The following is a 22,213-nucleotide window of genomic DNA, read 5'->3' on the forward strand; positions in this document are numbered from 1 at the left end:
AAACGTTCCGTGCATACGTCAACCGCGTCGGCCGTCATCGTCGATGACCTCCACAAGAAATACCGGGCGAACCATGCGTTACGAGGTGTCCAACTGGAGGTGAGAAGCGGCGAGGTCAGGGGGCTGCTGGGTCCCAACGGGGCCGGTAAAACCACCCTGGTCAAGATTCTCACGACGCTTCTCAGGCCCGATTCCGGACGGGTTGTCGTCAATGGCTGGAGCGTGTCCGAACAACCGGAAAAAGTGCGCTCCACCATCGGTATGGCCGGTCAGTATTCGACGGTCGACGGGCTCTTGACCGGATTCGAGAATCTTTATCTGATCGCGAAACTGAGCGGTGTGGGACGCCGTACGGCCCGTCGCGTCGCCGACGATCTGCTGTCCCGCTTCCGGCTCATCGGCGTGGCCGGGCGCCCGGCGGGCACCTACTCGGGCGGCATGCGCCGGCGGCTCGATCTGGCCGCCGCCCTCGTCGGCTCCCCGCCCCTGGTCGTCCTGGACGAGCCCACCACCGGTCTCGATCCCGAGAGCCGGCTGGACACCTGGGAGGCGGTCGGCGAACTCGCCGCGGGCGGCACCACGATCCTGCTGACGACCCAGTACCTGGAGGAGGCGGACCGGCTCGCCGACCGGATCACCGTGATCGACCGGGGGCAGGTGGTCGCCGAGGGCACCAGCGACCAGCTGAAGGCGGCCGCCGGCAACCGGCTCGTCGTGTGCGTCGCCGAGGACCACCAGCTGGACGCCGCCGCCCGTGCCGCCGCCCTGGCGACCGGCACGACCCCGACGGTGGACCGCCGCGCCCGGCGGGTGGAGGCGGCCGCCGGCGACGGCCGGGCCGCACTCGGCCGCGCCCTCGCCGCGTTGGAGAGCGAGGACGTCGAGGTGTTGGAGATCGGCCTCAGCCGCTGCACCCTCGACGACGTGTTCCTCGGCCTGACCGGCCACGCGCGACGGAAGGCCGCCTGATGAGCGCCCCCGGCCACGCCCGACGGAAGGCCCTTCGATGAGCGCCCCCGCCCGCGTGCCCCGCACCGCCATGCCCCCGCACCGGCCGGGCCCCGCCCCGGTCCCGGCCGCCGCGGGCCCGACCCCCGGCCCGACCGCCGCCCGCAGGAACCCCGTGCTCCGCGTCGTCGCGGAGAGCGCCGACCTCGCGCTGCGCAACCTGCTGCACCTGCGGCGCACCCCGAGCCTGCTCATCTCCTGCCTCGTCGAGCCCGTCGTGTACGCCCTGCTCATCGGCTACGTCTTCGGCAACAGCCTCGGCGGACCGGCGTACCGCTCCTACATGATGGGCGGTCTGATCGCGCAGACGGTGGCCTTCACCACGACCTTCACCACCGTCGGGCTCTCCAGGGACCTGGAGCAGGGGATGGTCGACCGCTTCCGCGCCCTGCCGATCTCCCGGGTGGCCCTGCTGCTGGGCCGCACCGTCTCCGACCTCGTCACCTGCCTGGCGAGCGTCGCCGTCACCGCCGGCTGCGGCCTGCTGATGGGCTGGCGCGCGCACACCGGGCCCGTGGAGGTCGCCGCCGGGGTCCTGCTGGTGCTGCTGTTCTCCTTCGCGATGTCGTGGGTCGGTGTGTTCGTCGCCCTCGTCGCGCCGAACGCCCAGGTGGCCGGCAGCCTCGGGCTGATCTGGCTGTTCCCGGCGACGTTCGTCTCCTCCGGGTTCGTCTCCGGCACGACGCTGCCCGGGCCGCTGTCCACCGTGGCCGCCTGGAACCCGATCACCTCGCTCGCCAACGCCCTGCGCCGGCTGTTCGGCAACACGCCCCCGCCGGGCTTCCGCGTCCAGCACGACTGGCCCGCCCAGCACCCCGTGCTCCACACCGCGGGCTGTTCGGTGCTGATCATCGCCCTCTTCGTCGCCCTGTCGACCTGGCGCTACCGCACCCGCACGAGCCGCTGACCGCGCCCGGCAGTGGTGACCACGCCCGACACCGGTGACCACCGCGACCGCGCGACCCGCACGCCCCCACAGGAGTCCCCCATGCCCGTACCCGCCCTGCGCCTCGGCCTCAATCTCGGCTACTGGGTCGGCGGCAACGACGCCTCCAACCTCTCCCTCGCCTCCCTGGCCGAGGACCTCGGCCTCTCCGCGGTGTGGGTCTCGGAGGCCTACGGCTCCGACGCCGTCACCGTGATGTCCTGGATCGCCGCCCGCACCTCCCGCATCGACGTCGGCAGCGCGGTCCTGCAGATCCCCGCCCGCTCGCCCGCGATGACGGCGATGACCGCCGCCACCCTCGACACCCTCTCCGGCGGACGGCTCAGACTCGGGCTCGGCGTGTCCGGCCCCCAGGTCTCGGAGGGCTGGCACGGCGTCAGGTTCGCCTCGCCGCTGGGACGTACGCGGGAGTACGTCGACCTCGTGCGCCGGGCTCTGCGCCGGGAGCCCCTCGCCCACGCGGGCCGCCACTTCACGCTGCCGCTGCCGGACGGCCCCGGCAAGGCGCTCGCCCTGACCATCCGGCCGCCGCGCGAGCGGATACCGGTCTACCTCGCCGCTCTGGGCCCGAGGAACCTGGAGCTGACCGGGGAGATCGCCGACGGCTGGCTCCCGGTGTTCTTCTCCCCCGAGCACGCCGCCCAGCAGCTGCGTCCCCTGACGGCGGGCCTCGCGAAGTCGGGGCGCACCCTCGACGGGTTCGACATCGCCCCCGGAGTCCCCCTGGTGACCGGCCCCGACTGGCGGACCTGCGCCCGCCGGGTACGGGGGTACGCCGCGCTGTACCTCGGCGGCATGGGCGGCCGGGAGGACAACCACTACACCCAGCTGGCCGAGCGCATGGGCTTCGGCGACGGGGCGCGTGCCGTTCAGGAGAGGTTCCTGGCGGGCGACTACCCCGGCGCCATGGCCGCCGTACCGCTCGAATTCCTCGACGCCACCTCACTGCTCGGGCCCCGGGAGCGCATCGCCGAGCGCATGACGGCGTTCGCCGAGGCCGGCGCCACCACCCTCAACCTGATGCCGGTGGGCCCGGGGCTCCCCGGCCCCGACCGCGCCGCCGACGCGCTGCGCGTGGCCGTCGAGGCGGTGGAACTCGCCGGCCTGTCCACGGCCGCCCGCGTCCCCGACGGCCGCCGCCCGCCCCGCCCGCACGACGCACACGACATACACGACGCACAGGCCTCACAGGCCGCACAAGGAGAGACCCGCACCCATGACCACGCATGACACGACCAAGCTGATCTGCCTGCCGTACGCCGGGGCGGGCGCCTCGTTCTACCGCCCCTGGAAGGCCCTCGCCGGGGACGCGCTGGAGATCGTGCCCCTGCAACTGCCCGGCCGTGAGCGGCTGATCGACGAGGAGCCCCACCGGGACGCGCACCGGGCCGTCGACGGGCTCCTGGCCCAGCTGAGGGAACAGCTCGGCGACGGCGGTGGACACCGGGTCGCCGTCTTCGGGCACAGCCTCGGCGCCGTGCTCGCCTACGAACTGGCCCACCGGCTCGTCGACGAGCCGGGTGTCGAGCTGCTCCACGTCTTCGTCAGCGGCTCGCCGGAACCGGCCCGAGGACGCGAGCGGCGGGCCACCGGCCTGTCCGACGAGGAGTTCCTCGCCCAGGTCGGCGACTTCGCCGGCTACCACCATCCCGCGCTGGACGACCCGGAGATGCGCGAGATGATCCTGCCCGCGCTGCGCGCGGACGTCGAGATGCACGAGAACTACACGCCCTCCACCGCCCTTCCGCTACAGGCGCCCCTCACGGTCGTCCGGGGCGAGGACGACGACCTGGTCGGCTACGACGACGCCGAGTCCTGGAGCAAGGTCGCCGGCCGCGACTTCGAGCACGTCGAGGTCCCCGGGGGCCACATGTACCTCACCGACGCCGCTCCCGCGCTGGTCCGGCTGATCGTCTCGACGGTGCTGTAACCGCCACGCGTCCTCCTCCCCCGCCCGATAAGCCTGATCGCTCTAGGAGTTCCCGATGCGTCTGCACGGCAAGTCCGTCCTCGTCACCGGCGCCGCCCGCGGACTCGGCAGGGCGACCGCCCTCGCCTGTGCCGCCGAGGGTGCCGACCTCACCCTGCTGGACATCTGCGCCGATCTGCCCGGTGTGCCCTATCCCCTGGGCACACCGGGGCAGTTGGAGCACACCGCCGCGCTGTGCCGGGAGGCGGGCGCCGCCGTCCTCACCGCCGAGACCGACATCCGTGACCTGCGGGCCGTGCGGGAGGCGGTGACCCGGGCCGAGGACCGCTTCGGGCGGATCGACGTCGTCGTCAACAACGCGGGCATCGCGGCGCCCTCGGGCAAGCCGGTGCACGAGATCGACGAGGAGGAATGGTCCCTGATGATCGACGTGGACCTCTCCGGAGCCTGGCGGGTGATCCGCGAGGTCGGCAAGGCGATGAGCGCCCGCCGGGCCGGCAGCATCGTCAACGTCGCCTCCACGGCCGGGCTCGTCGGCTACCGGCACTTCGCCGGGTACGTCGCCGCCAAGCACGCCGTCGTCGGGCTCACCAAGGCCGCGGCGCTCGACTACGCGCCGTCGAAGGTACGGGTGAACGCGGTCTGCCCGGGGTCGGTCCGCGACGACGCGAACGCCGAGGGCCGCATGCTCGGCGAGATCGCGAGGGCGCTCGCCGTGCCGGTGGACGAGCACGAGAAGACCTTCGTCGAGGCACAGCCGATGAACGCGCTGATCGAGCCCGAGGACGTCGCCTCGGCGGTGCTGTTCCTCGCCTCGGACGAGTCCCGGCAGATCACCGGCTCCGTCCTGACCGTGGACGGCGGCTTCAGCGCCCGCTGACCGCCCGCACGCCGTCCGCCCTCCCCGAACGACAAGGAGTACCCACCCGTGTCAGGCTCCCTCCCCTCCGCGGCCCGCTGCCACGCGGTGCGCGTCCGCTCGGACCGCTCCCCCGACCTCGCGGCACTGCCCGGGGTGTGGATCGAGGACGTGCCCGTGCCGGCGGCCGACCCGCTCGCCGAGCGCCTCCGGCAGGCCGAACTCGCCCGCCCGGCCGACGCGCCGCGCAGGGTCCTGCTGCGCTACGCCGACGGCCCCTGCGATCTGATCGCCGTGGCCCCGCGCGACGCCTGGGACCGCACGGCCCTCGCCCGACTGGCGGCCGGCGACCCGGCCGAACCGCGAACCGCCCGCACCGCGCCCACCGTCCCCGCCACCACACCCGTCCCCGTCCCCGTCCCCGCCACCACACCCGCACCCGCACCCGCACCCGCACCCGCACCGACGACCACGCGGGCGACCGCTCCCGTGCCCGCCTGGGGACTGGCGGACGGCGGCCCCACCACCCCCCACCACTTCGCCCTGGGCAACGGGGGCGACGGGGGCGACGAGGCGAGCTGGCTCGCCGCGCTCGCCGTGACCCTGCGGCGCTACGACCCCGAGAGCACGCCCGTCGTCGGCACGGACCACGGCACCTTCACCGTGGAGGACGCGTCCACGCTCGGTGAGCTGAAGCCGTCCCCCGCGCCCGGACCCGCCCTCGTCGGTCTGCTCTTCGACGAGGTGGAGGTGCCCGGCGCGTACGTGCCCTGTCTGGCACCGCCGTTCCCGCTCACCCTGTCGGTCTTCCGGGACGCCGACGGCTGGCGGCTCCGCTGCGACCATCTCGGCACGCACGTCTCCATGGACATGGCCACGCAGTTCACCCGGCACCTCGTACGCGTGCACCGGCGTCTCCGGGACGCGCCGGGGACCGGAGCCGGCGATTTCGACCTGCTGGACGACGCCGACCGCGACCGGGTCGCGGCGCTCGGCCGACCGCCTCACCCCCCGGCCGCCGCGCCGTTCACCGCTCCGTCCACCCCTTCGGTCACCACGCCGATCGCCGTGCCCGAGGCGCTCGCGCGGATCGCGGCGGCGACGCCCGACCGCGTCGCGGTGACCGACGCCGGCACGGACCTGACCTATCGCGAACTCGACGAACGGTCCGCCGTCCTGGCACACGGCCTGCGCGCGCGGGGCGTCACCGCCGGGGACCGGGTGGGCGTCTGTCTGGAACGCACCGCCGAGCTCGTGGTCGCCGTGCTCGCCGTGCTGAGGACCGGCGCCGCCTATGTGCCCGTCGACCCCGCCTACCCGGCGGACCGCATCGCCCACACCGCGCGGGACGCGGGCCTGGGCGTGGTGATCAGCCGTCTGCCCGGGTTCCCGGACGTGCCGGGCTGCACGGCCGTGACACCGGACGACCTGCGCGCCGCGGCGACCGGGGCCGGGGACACGACCCCCCTGCCCGCCGTGGCTCCCGACGCCACCGCCTATGTCATCTACACCTCCGGTTCCACCGGCCGCCCCAAGGGCGTCGAGGTGCCGCACCGGAACGTGCTCGCCCTGATCGACGCGACCCGCGAGGAGTACGGGTTCGGGTCCGACGACGTGTGGACCTGGTTCCACTCCAGCGCCTTCGACTTCTCGGTGTGGGAGATCTGGGGCTGCCTGCTGACCGGGGGACGGCTCGTCGTGGTGCCGTACTTCGTCTCCCGGGAACCGGACAGCTTCCGCGACCTGCTGGTGTCCGAGCGGGTCACCGTACTGAGCCAGACCCCGTCGGCGTTCGCCCAGTTGCTGGACGTGGACCACACCCGGGTCGGGGTCCGGCTGGTGGTGTTCGGCGGTGAGCCGCTCGACGCGCGCGTGCTGCTGCCCTGGTTCGACCGGCACCCCGAGTCGGTCTGCCGCGTGGTGAACATGTTCGGCATCACCGAGACGACGGTCCATGTCACCCAGCAGACCCTCACCCGGCGGCTGGCCCTCGCCGGCACCCGGTCCGTGGGACGCGCGCTGCCCGGCTGGCACCTGTACGTGACCGACGAGGCGGGACGCCTGCTGCCGCCGGGTGTGGCCGGTGAGATCTGCGTCGGCGGCGCCGGTGTCGCCCTCGGCTATCTGGGCCAGGAGGAGCTGACCGCCCGGCGCTTCGTGCCGGACCCCGTGACCGGCGGGACCATGTACCGCAGCGGGGACCTCGGGCGGCTGCGCCCGGACGGGCGGCTCGAACACCTGGGCCGCATCGACAGCCAGGTCAAGATCCGCGGTTTCCGGATCGAACTCGACGAGATCCGCTCGGTCCTGCTGGAGAACCCGGACGTTCGGGCCGCGGCCGTGGTGGTGCGCCGGGACGACCCGGCCGATGCCGCCACCGCCGGGATCGACGCCTATGTGGTCCTCAGCGGCGGCAGCCCGTCCTCGGTCCGCGACCGGGCGGCGGGCGTCCTGCCCGACTACATGCTGCCCGCCACGGTCACGGCCCTGGACGCGCTGCCGCTGACGGCCAACGGCAAGCTCGACACGGCACGGCTCCCCGCGCCCGTGGCCGCCGTCGCGGCCGTGCGGGACACCGGGCCCGGCGGGGACGACAAGGGCGACACGGAGGACGAACTCACCGGTCGGCTGCGGGAGATCTGGAGCGAGGTCCTCGGCCGGCCCGTCGGCCTGGACGACGACTTCTTCGAGATGGGCGGCAACTCCCTGTTCGCGGTCCGCATCGGCGCGGCCCTGCGCGCGCACGGCCTGCCGTCGCTGCGGCTGCGCGAGCTGTACCGCCACCCGACCGTCCGGGACACCGCCAGGAACCTCGCCTCGACGAGCGGCTGACCCAGGAGTCAGAGCAGACGCAGCTCGCGGGCACGGCGTACGGCGTCGTTGCGGCGGTTGACCGCGAGCTTGCGGAAGACGCTCTTGAGGTGGGTCTTGACGGTGTTGACGGAGAGGCACAGATCGGCGGCGATCTCCTCGGTGGACATCATCCGGTCCAGGCCCCGCAGCACATCCCGTTCGCGGCCGCTCAGCTCCTCCACCACGGGCGGCCGGTCCTCGGGCCGGGGCGGCCCGGCGGACGACGGCGTCCCGGCGGGTCCGGGGGTGAGCCAGCCGGCCGCGAGGCCCCGCAGCGGCGGGGTGTCGAGGAGCGGCCGGAGCCATGCGCCGGCCTCGGCGAAGGGGCGGCGCAGCCGCTCGCGCCGGGCCTCGTGGAGGGCCTGGGCGACGAGCCTGCGCACGGCGGCCGGGTCGCCCATGGCATGGGCGGCCTCGGCGCGGACGAGCAGGGCCCGTACGGTCACCGCGGGGCCGGTGGGGCTCTCCGGGTGCAGTCCGTCCAGCAGTTCGATCGCCACGAGGGGTGTGCCCGCGGCCAGGCGGGCGCGGGCCTCGCCCACCGCGCACACCGGCTGGTGGCCCGGCACGGCGTGCAGCAGTTCGGCGGCGGCCTCGGGTCGGCCCCGCGCCAGATGGGCGGCGGAGGCGACCAGGGCCGTGTTCCCCTCTGCCCAGGGCGAGGCGACGTCGGCGGCCACGGCCGGTTCGGCCGCCGCCAGGGCGGCCCGGGTGTCGCCGCGGGCCAGCAGCAGTCGGGCGGTGGCGAGGGCGCGGCCGGCCTCGGTCACGGGGTCCCGCATCGCGGGCCGGGCGTCCGCCGCCGCGTCGAGGTGGGCGCGGGCCAGCCGCAGCTCGCCGCGGTCGACGGCGACGGCCGCGAGGACGAGCCGTGCGACGCCGAAGCCGGACGGCTGCGGCAGGCTGTACCGCTCGGAGACGGTCAGCGCCGCCATGGCCTTGCGTTCCGCCCGGCCGAGCCAGCCGTTCAGATAGTCGATGAGGGCCAGCCGGCCGAGGGAGTCCTCGCGGGGCAGCGCGGTCGACACACCGTCGGAGCCCTCGGCGACCAGGGAGAGGGCGGCACGCGCCTCCTCCAGGTGTCCGGCCCACAGGCGGGTGGAGCCCAGATGGGCGAGGAGCAGGGCGGTCAGTTCGGGGTGCCGGTCGAGGAGGTGGGCGGGGACCTGTTCGCGCAGCCGCTCGGCGGTGTCGGCGGCCTGTTCCGCCCGGCCCGGTGAGCCGGTGAGCCGGGCCGCCAGCGTCTCCAGCAGCAGACAGCTGAGCCGGGCGGCCGTCGGACCCGGTTCGTCCCGCTCCCGCGCCCGGTCCTCCTCCCCCGCCAGGCTCCGTTCGGCGTGCCGCAGATGGGTCAGGCCCCGGTCGAGTTCGCAGCGGGAGAGCTCACGGGCCGCCCGTACGAGGTCCGTGGCGGGGCTCGTGGTCGCGGGGTCCATCCGGGAGAACAGGTCGGTGAGGTCGTCGGAGCGCAGGCCGGTGAAGAGCTGGCCGAGGGCGAGGTCGTCGACGAGTGCGCCCGCGGTGAACTCCCAGTCGCCCGCGGCGGCGCCGTGGCCGAGCGCCTCCGCGAGCATTCCCGAACGGCGCAGCCACTGTGCGGCGCGGCGGTGGAGCCCGGGTTCCAGGCCGGGGTCGCGCATCCGCAGATGGGCGCGGAGGATCTCGGCGAAGAGGGGGTGCAGGCGGTACCAGGCGTGCCCGAGGTCCTCGACGAACGCGTTCCCCCGGTGCAGCGCGGTCAGGATGGCCGCGGCGTCGGCGCGTCCGGTGAGCGCGTCGGCCAGCTCGGGGCGGAACCGTTCCAGGACGCTGACCCGCAGGAGGAGATCCTGGGTCTCGGGGCTCTGCCGTTCGAGCACCTCCGCGAGGAGGAAGTCGGCGACCGCCGTGCGTTCCGCCTCGAACCGTTTGAGGTAGGTCTCGGGGTCCGGGGTCTCGCGCGCGGCCAGCGCGCACAGCCGCAGACCGGCCGCCCACCCCCGGGTGCGCTCCACGAGCGCCTCCGCGACGGGTACCGGGAGCCGCAGGCCGTGCAGGTCCAGCAGGACGGCCGCCTCCTCGGGGGTGAAGGCGAGTTCGGCGTTCCTGATCTCCGTGATGTCGCCCGCCGTCCGGTGGCGGTGCAGCGGCAGCAGCGGTTCGGTGCGGGTGACGAGGATCAGACGGACGCCGGACGCGGCGTGGTGCAGGACGAACTCCAGCTGGTCCGCGATCTCTGGAGCGGTCACCCGGTCGTACTCGTCGAGCACCACGATCACGGGCGGGTCCAGGGCGCCCAGTTCGGCGGCGAGCCGCGTGAGCAGGGTGCGGTCCACGCGGCCTGCGTCGGCCGGGCAGCCGATGCCGGCCGGCAGGGGCACACCGGCGTCGCGCAGGGCCTGGAGGAGGTACGCCCAGAACATGCCGGGGCCCTGGTCGCCGGCCTCGGCGGTCAGCCAGGCGACCGGCCGGTCCCGCCGGGCCGCCCAGTCGGCGACCAGCAGGGTCTTGCCGGCGCCCGCGGCCCCGTTGACCACGGTCAGTGGCGTCCTGAGGGCCTGGTCGAGGTGGCCGACCAGACGCTCGCGCCGCAGGAACGTGGCGGGCCGGGCCGGCACGGCGAACCGGGTGGGCAGGAACGGGTCGCCCTGGGGATCGGCGCGGGGGACGGCCGGCCCCGAACCTCTCTCCCCGGACCTCACCATGGCTTTCACCACCCTCGGTCGGCGGAGCTCGGGCAGCGCTCCTCGTTCAGCATCCCAGCGTTTCCCGATGCCCGCGCGCCGCCCGGGCGAGCGCCGCCGCCGGGGGCGTGCCGCGGCCGGGCGGGGCGCGCCCCTGGCCGCCGGCCACCCGGGCCGCTTCCGTTCTTCACCACCCTGCCGATGCCCGATCCGGCCGCCGACTCCGCCGCCGAGGCCGCCCGCGCGGCGCGCCGGGGCCAGGACCCGCTCTGGCGCGTCCGCGACGACCGCGCCGCCGTCGTCCTCGTCCTGACCGCCGACCGCCGACGACGGCGCACTCGCGGTGCGGCAGATCTCGGCCGAGAACGAGCGCGACCTCGGCCTCCACCTCGGGCTGGAGGAGCCGCCCGGTGGGCACCTCACCGCCGTCCGGCACGGCCATGTCGGCGAAGAGGGCGCCGAAGTCGGTCCGGTTAACGCCGAGTTGGCGCTGCACGGCGGCGGAGGTCAGGCCGACCTTGCGGCCGACGACACGGCGGCCGGCCCCCTGGCCGCGCCGTACCTTCAGCTGCTGGACGGCGTACGCGGTCGCCGCCCTCTCTCGGTCGCCGTTCCGCGCGCCCGCTTCAGCCCCGCCCAGCCGGCCCCGGCGGTCCGCACGGCGGCCCTCGGCCTGTCGCGGGTCCTGCGCCAGGGCGACTGAACGGGTCCGGGGTCAGTGCGACTCGCGGCTGACCCCGGATCCGCTGGAGCCGAGCAGGAAGTCGAGATCGGCGCCGGTGTCGGCCTGGAGGACGTGGTCGACGTAGAGCCGTTCCCAGCCGCGCCGGGGTGCTGCGAAGCCGGCGACCGTGGCCGGGTCCGGCTTCCGGCGCGCGAGTTCGTCGGCGGGGACGTCGACGTCGATACGGCGGGCCGCCACGTCGAGGGTGACGAAGTCGCCGGTCCGGACGAGGGCGAGGGGGCCGCCGGCCGCGGCCTCCGGCGCCACGTGCAGGACCACCGTGCCGTACGCCGTGCCGCTCATCCGGCCGTCGCAGACGCGGACCATGTCACGGACGCCCTGTTCGAGGAGTTTTTTCGGCAGCGGCATGTTGGCGACCTCGGGCATGCCCGGGTAGCCCTTGGGGCCGCAGCCGCGCAGCACGAGGACGGAGTCGGCGTCGACATCGAGGTCGGGGTCGTCGATCCGGGCGTGGAGGTCCTCGACGGAGTCGAAGACGACCGCCCGGCCCCGGTGGCGCATGAGCCGCGGGGTCGCGGCGGCCGGTTTGACGAGCGCGCCGTCGGGGGCGAGGTTGCCGCGCAGCACGGCGATGCCGCCCTCGGCGACCAGCGGGGCGGTGCGCGGGCGGATGACCTCGGCGTCCCAGACCTCGGCGTCGTCGAGGTGGTCGACCAGCGGCCGGCCCGTGACGGTCAGCGCGTCGGGGTCGAGCAGGTCGCGGACCTCGCGCAGCACGGCGAGGAGTCCTCCGGCGCGGTGGAGGTCCTCCATGAGGAAGCGGCCGGCCGGCTGGAGGTCGACCAGGACCGGCACCCGGGAGCCGATGCGGTCGAAGTCGTCGAGCGACAGGTCGACGCCCAGGCGGCCGGCGATGGCCAGCAGGTGGACGACGGCGTTGGTGGAGCCGCCGACGGCGGCCAGCGCGACGATCGCGTTGTGGAAGGACGCCTTCGTCAGGAAGGTGCCCGGCCGCCGGTCTGCACCCACCAGGTCCACCGCCAGCCGGCCGGTGTGGTGCGCGGCCTCCAGCAGGCGGCTGTCGGGTGCGGGGGTTCCCGCCACGCCGGGGATCACCGTGCCCAGCGCCTCGGCGACCAGCGCCATCGTCGACGCGGTCCCCATCGTGTTGCAGTGCCCCCGGCTGCGGATCATCGACGACTCGGAGCGGGTGAACTGCTCCTGGGAGAGCGTGCCCGCCCGGACCTCCTCCGACAGCTGCCACACCCCGGTGCCGCAGCCCAACAGGCCGCCGCGGAAGGTGCCGTTGAGCATCGGCCCGCCCGGCACCACGACCGCGGGGAGATCCACCGAGGCGGCGGCCATCAGCAGCGAGGGGATCGTCTTGTCGCAGCCGCCGAGGAGCACCACACCGTCGACGGGGTTGGCCCGCAACATCTCCTCCGTGGCCATCGCCGCCATGTTCCGCCACAGCATCGCGGTGGGCCGCACGTTGGTCTCGCCGAGCGACACCACCGGCAGGTCCAGCGGGATGCCGCCCGCCTCGTAGACGCCGTTGCGCACCGAGGCCGCGACCTCGTCCAGATGCGCGTTGCAGGGGGTCAGGTCCGAGGCGGTGTTGGCGATGGCGATCTGGGGCCGTCCGGTGAAGGCGTCGCCCGGCACGCCCCGCCGCATCCACGCCCGGTGGATGTAGGCGTTGCGGTCCTGTCCCCCGTACCACTGCGCACTGCGGAGCGTCACCCGGAGCCCCTTCCGACTATCGGTACGGCGATCTACAGTCTGGAACGCGATGAAGCATACGCAGGCGTACGGGAGCGCGACAGACCCCGCGGAGGAGGGCCCGGCGGGTGCCGGGGGCGGCCGCCTCGTGGGGGCGGACCGGGTGCTGGCCGTCCTGAAGGAGCTGGCCAGGTATCCCGGCGGGGTGGGGCTGGAGGAGTTGACCCGGGTGGTCGGCAGCCCGAAGCCGACGGTGCACCGGGCGCTGGGCGCGCTGCGCCGGGCCGGACTCGCCGACCAGGACGCGCGGGGCCGTTACGGGCTCGGCGACGAGTTCCTGCGGATGGCGTTCGCGCACCACGAGGCGCGGCCGGAGCACGTCCGCGTCCGCCCGGTGCTCGAAGCGCTGGCGCACCGGTTCGGCGAGACCGCGCACTACGCGGTGCTGGACGGCCGGGAGGTCGTGTACCGGGCGAAGGTCGACCCGCCCGACGGTGCCGTGCGGCTGACGTCGACGGTCGGCGGACGCAACCCCGCCCACACCACCGCCGTCGGAAAGCTGCTGCTGGCCGGGCGGCTGGGCACCCTGGCGGAGGTGGAGGCGTGGATCGGCGGCTCTCCCCCGGTGCGTCGTACGCCCCGGTCGCCGGGCACGGCGGCCGCGCTGCACCGTGAGCTGGCGGCCACCCGCGCCCGGGGACACGGCGTCGACGACCAGGAGACCGAGACGGGGGTCAACTGCCTCGCGCTGCCGGTGTTCCTGACCTCGCCGACGGCCCCGTCCGGTGCGGTGAGCGTCAGCGCGCTCGCGTACCGGACGCCCCTCGCCACCCTGGTCGGCGCGGTCGACGAGATCCGCGCGCTCCTCGGGCCCCTCGGCGAGCCGCACCGATGAGGGCCGGCCCGGCACCCCGCCCGTCGCCCCGCCCGTCGCCCCGCCCGTCGCCCCGCTGAAGAGCACTTCCCCACCCGGCCCACGGCCGCATCGCATCCGACCGTCCCTGGAGAGAGCCCCGTGAACCTCATGCGCGCGTTCGTCCTCACCGCCCCCGGCTCGTACGAGGTCCAGGAGCTGCCGGCGCCGGTGGCCGGGCCCGGGGAGGTCGTCGTGGACGTGGAACGGGTCGGGGTGTGCGGGACCGACATGGAGTTCTTCACCGGCACGATGGCCTACCTCCACCAGGGGCACGCGGCCTATCCGATGCGGCTCGGTCACGAGTGGGCCGGGCGGGTGTCGACGGTCGGGGACGGCGTGGACCCGGGCTGGGTCGGCCGGCGTGTCATGGGCGACACCATGCTGGGCTGCGGCGACTGCCGCCGCTGTCTGCGGGGCGACCAGCACGTCTGCGAGCGGCGTCTGGAGGTCGGTATACGCGGGGGTCTGGCGGGGGCCCTGGCGGAGCGGCTCGCCGTACCCGCCACCTCCCTGCACGCCCTGCCGGACTCCGTGGACGCGGTGCTCGGCGCGCTGGTGGAGCCGGGCGGCAACGCCCTGCGCGCGGCGGAGGCGGCCGCTACCCGGCCGGGCGACCGGGCCCTGGTCCTGGGCCCGGGGACGATCGGCCTGCTGGTCGCGCTGTTCCTGCGGGCCGCCGGCACGGAGGTCCACCTCATGGGCCGGGACGCCGCCTCGCTCTCCTTCGCCCGCACTCTGGGCTTCGACCGCGCCTGGACGGAGGACGCCGTCCCGGACCTCCCCTTCGACGCCGTCGTCGACGCCACGAACGCCGCCCATCTCCCGGACCGCGCGCTGGAGTCGGTGGAACCGGGCGGCCGCGTCGTCTACATCGGGCTGGCCGCCGGGCCCAGCCGGATCGACACCCGCGCGCTCGTCCTCAAGGACGTCACGGCCGTCGGCGTCCTCTCCGCCTCCCCCGGGCTCTCCGCCACCGTCCGCGCCTACGCCGACGGCACGATCGACCCCCGCCCGCTCGTCGCCGCCACGGTGTCCCTCGACGAGGTCGGTCCGGTGCTCGCCGGTGAGCGCCCGCCCGGGGCCGGGGCCGGGCCGAAGGTGCATGTCGATCCCCGGCTCCGGCCGCTACGGCGGGGCGGTTCCCGCACGTGACAGGGCCCGGCTTACCGTACGGGGAGATCACGATCTGCCCGGGAGTCCGCATGGCCGGTAGCCGCCGGAAGAGACCTGTCGAGGCCGACGACGCCTTCGGGGCCATCGAGCCGCCCCGCGACGCCGCACTGGTCCTCGGCGTGCTGGCGGTCACCGCTCTGGTGGAGGCGCTCGGGGTGCTGTCCCGGTCCGAGGTGTGGCTGCTCGGGCTGCTGGTGTTCCTGCCGGGCACGGCGTCGGCGCTGTGCACGGTCCGGCAGACGGCGTTCGTCGCCGGGTGGACCACGCTCGTCGTCACCACCACGGCGGTGGTGCGCGACGTCGACGGCGACCGGTGGCTCGACCGGCTCCTGCTGGTGCTGCTCACCCTCGCCCTGGGCGTGGCGTCGGTGTACGCCTGCCATCGGCGGATCCGGCGCGAGCACGAGATGTTCCGGCTGCGTTCCACGGCGGCGGCCATGCAGCGGCACATCCTGCACCCCCTGCCGCTGCTGACCGAGGACGTCCTGGTCAACGGCGTCTACGAGCCCCTCCAGGAGGACCGGCTGGTCGGCGGGGACATCTACGACGTCGTGTCCTCCCCCTGGGGGACCCGGGTGCTGATCGGAGACGTCCAGGGCAAGGGACTGGCCGCCGTGGGCACCGCGTTCGCCGTCATCGGCACCTTCCGCGAGGCCGCCCATCGCGAGCCCACGCTCACCGCCCTCGTGGACGCCCTGGACGCGGCGGTCGTCCGGCACAACTCCTACGCCGAGAACACCGGCGACGACGAGCGTTTCGTCACCGCCCTGGTGATCGGCATCGACGCGCACGGCGAGGAGGTGCAGGCCGTCAACTGCGGGCACGTCCCGCCGCACGTGCTGCACGAGGGCACGGTGACGACGGCCGCGCTGGACTCCGGGGTCCCGCTCGGCCTCGCCGAACTGGCCGTGGAACCCACGATCGTGGGCTGGTTCGCGTTCCCGGAGGGCGCGACGCTGCTGCTGAGCACCGACGGCCTCACCGAGACCCGGGCCGCCGACGGCACGTTCTACCCGGTCGACGAACGCCTCGCCGAGCATCTCGACCTCTCCCCCACCGCCCTGCCCCGGGCGCTGTACGAGGACGCCCGCGCGTACGCGGGCAGCGGCGGCCGGCACGACGACGTGGCCGTCCTGACGGTCCGCCGGTCACCCCGCCACTGAACCGGGACCGAAAAGGGTTTCCGCGACGAGGGCGGGCACCAAGGCGACAGCCGCCTGTCCTGAACCGCGCTCCCCCTGAACTCTCCTCCCTTCCACCTCCCTTGACACTTCAACAGCCCGCTCCTACGTTGCGAAAACCTTTCAGGTTGCTTTTCCGCACTCCCCGGTTCGCCCGCACGTGTCGTCAACGGGACAGGGAGCCTCCCGATGAGAAGACCGCACGTCCTCCTGGTACGACGCCGGCGCACGAGGTGCCTCCTCGTCGCCCTGGCCCTCAGCACCTGCTCCGTCGTCGCCGCTCCCCCGGCCGCGGCGGCGCAGACCATCGGTTTCCCCACCTTCGGCGGGCCCGCGATCCCGGCACCACCGGTCGCCCACACCTCCGGCGACATGATGAAGGCCATCTACGACGCGGAGAGTTCGGGCACGGACTTCTGGATGGACCGCCTGCTCGCCCGCACCGGCAACGACCCGGCCGGGTCCTGGCTGATGAGCCGCGGCCGGGCCCTGTTCATGAAGGAGCACAACCCGGCCCAGCTCGGTTTCGGCGGCAGGTCCGCCTACTGGGAGAGCATCGACGACAACAGCGCCTACACCGTGGCGATCACCCCGGGCACCTTCACGGAGCAGGTCGCCCAGCGGCGGCAGACCCCCAGCCACTGGAAGAGCGTCCACACCAGCGGCTCGATCACGGTCGACCAGACGAAGTTCATCACCGACAACAACGTCGCCGTGACCAACCTGTCCATCAGGAACAGCGGTTCCGCGGCCACGACGCTCCAGCTGCGGGCGACGTCGCCGTACGCCACCTCCGGCAGCGGCAGCGAGCTGACCGGCCAGGTCGACGCGTACAACAAACTGACCACCCTCCGCCCGCGCCTGACCGGCGACGGCTTCGGGGTCGCAGCCGGCGGCCTGAACCGGTCGGTGACCGTCGCCGCCGGGGCCACGGTGACGGCCAAGGTGGTGATGGGCTTCGTCACCGACGAGATACCGCAGTCGCTGACCGAGTACAACGCCTACGCCGGGTACTCGCCCGCCACCGCGTTCGCCACCCACGTCAAGGCCTACAACCTGTGGTGGGCGCAGAACGTGCCCTACATCGACGTGCCCGAGCCGGCGATCAAGAAGAACATCTACTACCGCTGGTGGCTGATGCGCTTCAACAGCCTCGACGCGGACATCCCCGGGCAGACCTTCCAGTTCCCGACCTCGACCGAGGGCGTCCTCGGCTACAACAACGCCATCGCGCTCACCCAGCCGATGCACATCGACGACCTCAAGTACCTGCGCAACCCGGCCTACGCGTACGGGGACTGGCTGAGCGTGGGCCAGACGTCGAAGGGCGGCCGCTTCCTCGACAATCCCGGCGACCCGGAGAACTGGTCCAACAGCTACACGCAGTACATCGCCGAGGCCGCGTGGAGGAGCTACCAGATCCATGGCGGCCAGCCCGCCATCGCCGGCAGCCTCGCCCGGTACGCCGAGGGCGACGTCAAGGGTCAGCTCGCGCACTACGACCATGACAACAACAAGCTGATCGAGTACGACTGGGGCGCGCTGACCGGCAACGACGCCGACGCCGTCTCCTTCCACTGGAAGCCCGGCAACATGGACCGCGCCGAGTCCGCCTACCAGTACAGCGGCGCGCTGGCCGCCGCGCAGGCGTACGACGCCACCGGCAACACGGCCAAGGCCACCGAGATGCGCACGCTCGCGAACCAGATCAAGGACGCGATCGTGAACGTGCTGTGGAACCCGAACCGGCAGCTGTTCGAGCACCGGCTGAAGTCGACCGACGAGTGGGTGCCCTGGAAGGAGATCAACAACTACTACCCGTTCTCCGTCGGCGCCGTCCCGAACACCGCGACGTACCGGCAGGCGCTGCGGCTCTACGACGACCCCGCCCAGTACCCGGTCTTCCCCTTCTACACGGCCAACCAGGTCGACAAGAAGGCGGCGGCCGACGCCGGGGAGCCGGGCTCCAACAACTTCTCCACCATCAACTCCACCGTGCAGTTCCGGCTGTACTCCTCGGTGCTGCGCAACTACCCCAACTCCTGGATGAGCGCGACCGACTACAAGAAGCTCCTCTACTGGAACACCTGGGCGCAGTACGTCGGCGGCAACACCCAGTGGCCCGACGCCAACGAGTTCTGGGCGGACTGGAACGGCAGCTCGATCACCTACCGCTCCTGGATCCACCACGACATCCTCGGCAGCAGCAACTGGACCGTCATCGAGGACGTCGCAGGGCTGCGCCCGCGCAACGACGCGAAGGTGGAGCTGTCCCCGATCGACATCGGCTGGAGCCACTTCACCGTCAACAACCTCCGCTACCGGGGCGCCGATCTGTCCGTGGTCTGGGACGACCCGGCCGACGGCGTGGTGCGCTACCCGGGCATCCCGGAGGGCTACTCGGTCTACGTGGACGGCGACCGGGTCGCCACCGTGGGCTCGCTGGTGCCGATGACCTGGGACCCGGCCACGGGTGACGTCACCACCAGCGGCACGGTCACCCACCATGTCGCCAAGTCCGGGCTGAAGGCGCCGAACCAGGTCGTGCAGGACAGCCCGCAGCTGGTCGACATGCTCGCCAAGGCGGGCGTCGACCTCACCGCCGACCTCACCGACCTCGCCGCCGGCGCGACCGTCTCCGCCTCCCACACCGGCTCCGGCAGCGGTGTCGCCGGCGCGGTCGACGGCCTTCCGACCAACGAGCCCTTCTGGGGTGCGGGCGGCTCGGCCAACAGCCAGGACTGGTACGAGCTGAACCTCGGCACCACGCGCACGCTCAACGAGGTCCGCCTGTACTTCAAGGACAGCCGCCCGGCGAGCACCACCTACAGGGCGCCCTCCGCGTACACGATCCAGTACCACAACGGCAGTTCCTGGGTCGGTGTCCCCGACCAGACGAAGAGCCCGACAGTGCCACGGGCCAACTACAACCGGGTGCGGTTCCCGTCGGTCAGCGCCCAGCGCATCCGGGTGCTGGCCACCCACGCCGCCGGCGCGAAGACGGGCCTCACCGAGGTCGAGGTGTTCAACCGGGGCGGGGCCCAGCCACCGGCCAACCAGGCGGCCTCCGCCACGACGACGGCGTCGTACACCTCGCCCTGGGAGAGCGTCACCGCCGTCAACGACGGGATCGACCCGCCGTCGTCCAACGACACCGTGAACCCGCGCTGGGGAGCCTGGCCGGAGACCGGACAGCAGTGGGCCGAGCTGACCTGGCCGTCGGCGAAGACCCTGAACAAGGCGGAGGTGTACTTCTTCGACGACGACCAGGGCATCGACATGCCCGCCTCGTGGAAGCTCCAGTACTGGAACGGCAGCGCCTACGTGGACGTGCCGGGAGCCGGTGGCTATCCGCTGGCCAGGAACCAGTACAACACCGTCTCCTTCGACGCCACGAGCACCACCCGGCTCCGGGTGCTGCTCACCGGCAACGGCACCAACTCCGTCGGTCTCCTCGAAGCAAAGGTGTACGGACCGTGACCCGTTCCAGATCCCTGTCCGCGCTCATCGCCTCCGTCGCCATGGCCGTCGCCTTCCTCGTGGCACCCCAGCCCGCGGCCGCCGCCGTCTCCTTCACCTCGACGGGCGTGAACCAGAACGGCGGCAACTGCCTGGACCTGCCCGGCAGTTCCACCGCCAACGGGACACAGCTGCGGGCCTTCGCCTGTGCCGGCGGGGCGAACCAGAGCCTCTCCTTCGCCCCGGTCGCGGGCACGGCCGACGTGTACACGATCACCACCCAGTCCGGCCAGTGCGTCGATGTGTCCGGCGCCTCCACGGCGGACAACGCCGCGATCATCCAGTGGCCCTGTCACGGCGCGACCAACCAGCAGTGGCGGCTCACCCCGGTGGCGGTCTCCGGCACGGACAGGACCTTCAATCTGGTCTCCGTCGGCTCGGGCAAGTGCGTCACCCCGAGCGGAGGCTCCTCCGCCTCGAACACCGATCTGGTGCAACTGCCGTGCGCCGCGGCGAGCGGCAGGGTGTGGCGGCTGCCCGGCTTCACCGGCGGCGGCAGCGCCCCGAAGACGTTCACCAACCCGCTGGTCCCGCGCGGCCCCGACCCCTGGCTGACGTACCACGACGGGTTCTACTACCTCGCCACCACCACCTGGAACTCGACGATCACCATGCGCAGGTCGAGCACGCTGGCCGGGCTCGCCGGCGCGACGGAACAGGTGATCTTCAACCTGACCCGGCCCAACGGGGCGGGCACGATGTGGGCACCGGAGTTCCATCTGCTCGACGGGTCCAACGGCAAGCGCTGGTACTTCTACTACACGGCCGGCCGGGAGCCGTTCGACCTGGGCACCCAGCGGATCCATGTCCTGGAGAGCGCCGGTTCGGATCCGATGGGCCCGTACAGCTTCAAGGCCGATCTGCTCGACCCGGCCCAGGACAACACCTGGGAGCTGGACCCCGGCATCCTGCAACTCGACGGGAAGCTCTACCTGTTGGGGACCTACTACAACGGCTCGCAGCCCATGTTCATCCGGCCGTTGTCCAACCCGTGGACCGCGAGCGGCACCCGCCGGGTGCTGTCCACGCCGACCTACGGCTGGGAGACGGTGGGCGGCGCGGTCAACGAGGGTGCCGAGGTGCTGCAGCGGGGCGGAAAGACCTTCATCGTCTACTCGGCGAGCCACTGCTCCACACCCGACTACAAGCTGGGCATGCTCACCTACAACGGCGGCGACCCGCTGAACTCGTCATCCTGGGTCAAGTCCCCCGACCCCGTCTTCCAGCGGTCCAACGCGAGCGGCGTGTACGGGCCCGGCCACAACGGCTTCTTCAAGTCGCCCGACGGGACCGAGGACTGGATGGTCTACCACGCCAACAACTCCGCCTCCGGAGGCTGCGACATGAACCGGTCCACCCGGGCACAGAAGTTCACCTGGAACGCCGACGGCACCCCGAACTTCGGCACCCCGGTCGGTCTGGGCGTCACGCTGACCGCACCGTCGGGCGAGTAGCGGGCGAGTAGTCGGATGCGAACACCTGGACCCTTTTCTCCCGATCGTCCCAAACCGCTTGCCCGGTGCGGACGCCCTGCCCATCCTTGAGCGGTGACCGATGAGCAGGAGCAGGCCGGCCCCGACGTCCCGACGGTGGTGCACAAGCTGGTCGACGAACTGGGCCGGGTCCGGGCCCTGGGTCTGCTGCGGCTGCACGAGGCGAAGTTGGAGACCCTGTACGCCTGTGTCGCGGCCAGGACGCCCGGTGCGGAGACATCCGCACCGGGCGTGCACGTGGCACCGGAGGCCGTCGAGCGTGTGCTGCACACCGTGGTGCTGGGGCTCGACGGGGCGCTGCTGCGCGACGCGGCCCTCCACTCGTTCGGCTTCGCCTCCGGCACCCGCGACCTGTCGGGCAAGGAACGCCGGGAACGGGCGGCGCACGTCTACCGGGTCGGGGCGGAGCGGTTCCGCAAGCATCAGGAGAAACTGATGCTCCAGCAGGTCGCGCGGGCGCTCCTGAACGGGGAGGACGGCGGCAGCGCGCCCGTACCGGGCCCACGGGAGGTCCCCTCCCGGAGCGCCGTCGTGGCGCCGCCGCCGGATGCCGTCGTTCCCGTCCGGGCGGGACGCCATGTGGTGCGGACCGCCTTCCCCCACGGGGACGTCCTGCTCACCGTGCACGTGACACCCATCGAACTCGTCACCGGCGTGGACGTCCTGGTCTCCTCGGAGAACATCTACTTCGAGATGTCCAAGACGTTCCGTCGCACGGTCTCCGGCAGTCTGCGACGGGCCGGCGCCACCAAGGACTCCGTCGGCCGCATCACGGACGACGTGATAGCCCGGCAACTCGCCGCCTGGATGCGGACGTTCGGGGTGCCCGGCCTGCCGGTGGCGGCGGGCACGGTGGCCGTCACCTCACCGGGCGCCCTGGCGGCGCAGGGGGTGCGGCGGATCCTGCACGCGGCGGTCGCCACGCCCTCGGCGACGGGCGACGGCTACGAGACGGCGCCCGACGCCGTCGCGGCGGCTGTACGACGTGTGTTCGAGCTGGCGGCGGCGGAACGCCGTGCGGGGCGCGTCCCCCTGCGGTCCGTCGCCCTGCCCCTGCTCGGGGCGGGCCGGGGCGGTCTCGACGCGCGGACCAGCGCCGAGACGGTCGTCGGAACGCTGGAGCAGGTGCTGAAGGCCGATCCCGACTGGTCGGTGCATCTGGTGACCCGCAATCCGGTCAGCGCCCGCGCGGTGTTCGACGTGCTGGGCGACAGGCGTCCCTGAATCCGCCACCGTCCCTGAGTCGGCCACCGTCCCTGAATCCG

The 22,213-nt window shown here is 73.2% G+C and carries 14 protein-coding genes and 2 pseudogenes; 13 read left to right on the top strand and 3 right to left on the bottom strand.

Annotation, left to right across the window (positions count from 1 at the left end):
• Positions 1-99: 99 nt before the first annotated feature.
• The 6 genes from ACZ52C_RS36095 to ACZ52C_RS36120 all read left to right on the top strand — a co-directional run bounded on the left by ACZ52C_RS36095 (position 100) and on the right by ACZ52C_RS36120 (position 7,575).
• Entirely contained in the window at positions 100-969 is an 870-nt protein-coding gene (locus ACZ52C_RS36095; protein ID WP_469078845.1) for an ABC transporter ATP-binding protein, read from the top strand.
• Between the two features lie 37 nt (positions 970-1,006).
• Positions 1,007-1,915, top strand: coding sequence for an ABC transporter permease (locus ACZ52C_RS36100; protein WP_469078758.1), 909 nt, complete (start codon positions 1,007-1,009; stop codon positions 1,913-1,915).
• A gap of 96 nt (positions 1,916-2,011) precedes the next feature.
• Positions 2,012-3,184 carry an LLM class F420-dependent oxidoreductase gene (locus ACZ52C_RS36105; protein ID WP_469078846.1) on the top strand — a complete coding sequence of 391 codons (1,173 nt, stop codon included), beginning with the start codon at positions 2,012-2,014 and terminating at the stop codon, positions 3,182-3,184.
• Positions 3,171-3,884 (top strand): thioesterase II family protein, encoded by a 714-nt coding sequence (locus ACZ52C_RS36110; protein ID WP_469078759.1) that lies wholly within the window; start codon positions 3,171-3,173, stop codon positions 3,882-3,884. The genes ACZ52C_RS36105 and ACZ52C_RS36110 overlap by 14 nt, the downstream gene beginning before the upstream one ends.
• Positions 3,885-3,939: 55 nt before the next feature.
• Positions 3,940-4,764: an SDR family oxidoreductase gene (locus ACZ52C_RS36115; protein ID WP_469078760.1), complete on the top strand. Its 825-nt coding sequence runs from the start codon at positions 3,940-3,942 to the stop codon at positions 4,762-4,764.
• Positions 4,765-4,812: 48 nt separating this feature from the next.
• Positions 4,813-7,575 carry a non-ribosomal peptide synthetase gene (locus ACZ52C_RS36120; RefSeq protein WP_469078761.1) on the top strand — a complete coding sequence of 921 codons (2,763 nt, stop codon included), beginning with the start codon at positions 4,813-4,815 and terminating at the stop codon, positions 7,573-7,575.
• Positions 7,576-7,583: 8 nt separating this feature from the next.
• Here the strand turns inward: ACZ52C_RS36120 and ACZ52C_RS36125 are convergent, their stop codons facing one another.
• Positions 7,584-10,280: a winged helix-turn-helix domain-containing protein gene (locus ACZ52C_RS36125; protein WP_469078762.1), complete on the bottom strand. Its 2,697-nt coding sequence runs from the start codon at positions 10,278-10,280 to the stop codon at positions 7,584-7,586.
• A 307-nt stretch (positions 10,281-10,587) separates the two neighbouring features.
• A pseudogene (locus tag ACZ52C_RS36130) lies at positions 10,588-10,899 on the bottom strand (hypothetical protein); the annotation flags it as partial.
• Here ACZ52C_RS36130 and ACZ52C_RS36135 point away from each other — a divergent pair.
• Positions 10,855-10,962, top strand: a pseudogene (locus ACZ52C_RS36135) (IclR family transcriptional regulator); the annotation flags it as partial. The pseudogenes ACZ52C_RS36130 and ACZ52C_RS36135 sit on opposite strands and share 45 nt — an antisense overlap.
• 12 nt (positions 10,963-10,974) lie before the next feature.
• Here ACZ52C_RS36135 and ACZ52C_RS36140 read toward each other — a convergent pair.
• Entirely contained in the window at positions 10,975-12,687 is a 1,713-nt protein-coding gene (locus ACZ52C_RS36140; protein WP_469078763.1) for an IlvD/Edd family dehydratase, read from the bottom strand.
• A gap of 49 nt (positions 12,688-12,736) precedes the next feature.
• Between ACZ52C_RS36140 and ACZ52C_RS36145 the strand changes: the two genes are divergently transcribed.
• The 6 genes from ACZ52C_RS36145 (at position 12,737) to ACZ52C_RS36170 (ending at position 22,172) form a co-directional block, all read left to right on the top strand.
• Complete coding sequence (locus ACZ52C_RS36145; RefSeq protein ID WP_469078764.1) at positions 12,737-13,561, top strand: IclR family transcriptional regulator; 825 nt, start codon at positions 12,737-12,739, stop codon at positions 13,559-13,561.
• A 129-nt stretch (positions 13,562-13,690) separates the two neighbouring features.
• Entirely contained in the window at positions 13,691-14,734 is a 1,044-nt protein-coding gene (locus tag ACZ52C_RS36150) for a zinc-dependent alcohol dehydrogenase (RefSeq protein ID WP_469078847.1), read from the top strand.
• Between the two features lie 50 nt (positions 14,735-14,784).
• Complete coding sequence (locus ACZ52C_RS36155) at positions 14,785-15,918, top strand: PP2C family protein-serine/threonine phosphatase (RefSeq protein ID WP_469078765.1); 1,134 nt, start codon at positions 14,785-14,787, stop codon at positions 15,916-15,918.
• Positions 15,919-16,125: 207 nt separating this feature from the next.
• Positions 16,126-19,416 carry a discoidin domain-containing protein gene (locus tag ACZ52C_RS36160; RefSeq protein WP_469078766.1) on the top strand — a complete coding sequence of 1,097 codons (3,291 nt, stop codon included), beginning with the start codon at positions 16,126-16,128 and terminating at the stop codon, positions 19,414-19,416.
• A complete protein-coding gene (locus ACZ52C_RS36165) occupies positions 19,413-20,909 on the top strand; it encodes a family 43 glycosylhydrolase (RefSeq protein WP_469078767.1) in 1,497 nt (498 codons plus the stop codon). Before ACZ52C_RS36160 ends, ACZ52C_RS36165 begins: the two co-directional genes overlap by 4 nt.
• A 93-nt stretch (positions 20,910-21,002) precedes the next feature.
• Positions 21,003-22,172 (top strand): macro domain-containing protein, encoded by a 1,170-nt coding sequence (locus ACZ52C_RS36170; protein ID WP_469078768.1) that lies wholly within the window; start codon positions 21,003-21,005, stop codon positions 22,170-22,172.
• The last annotated feature ends 41 nt before the right edge of the window (positions 22,173-22,213 follow it).

Source organism: Streptomyces sp. NPDC034049 (assembly GCF_055575575.1).

Bases quoted from the DNA above. Each gene is read 5' to 3' on its own strand.
- ACZ52C_RS36100 (WP_469078758.1), top strand. From the start codon at position 1,007: ATGAGCGCCCCCGCCCGCGTGCCCCGCACCGCCATGCCCCCGCACCGG.
- ACZ52C_RS36110 (WP_469078759.1), top strand. From the start codon at position 3,171: ATGACCACGCATGACACGACCAAGCTGATCTGCCTGCCGTACGCCGGG.
- ACZ52C_RS36115 (WP_469078760.1), top strand. From the start codon at position 3,940: ATGCGTCTGCACGGCAAGTCCGTCCTCGTCACCGGCGCCGCCCGCGGA.
- ACZ52C_RS36125 (WP_469078762.1), bottom strand. From the start codon at position 10,280: ATGGTGAGGTCCGGGGAGAGAGGTTCGGGGCCGGCCGTCCCCCGCGCC.
- ACZ52C_RS36145 (WP_469078764.1), top strand. From the start codon at position 12,737: ATGAAGCATACGCAGGCGTACGGGAGCGCGACAGACCCCGCGGAGGAG.
- ACZ52C_RS36150 (WP_469078847.1), top strand. From the start codon at position 13,691: ATGCGCGCGTTCGTCCTCACCGCCCCCGGCTCGTACGAGGTCCAGGAG.
- ACZ52C_RS36155 (WP_469078765.1), top strand. From the start codon at position 14,785: ATGGCCGGTAGCCGCCGGAAGAGACCTGTCGAGGCCGACGACGCCTTC.
- ACZ52C_RS36160 (WP_469078766.1), top strand. From the start codon at position 16,126: ATGAGAAGACCGCACGTCCTCCTGGTACGACGCCGGCGCACGAGGTGC.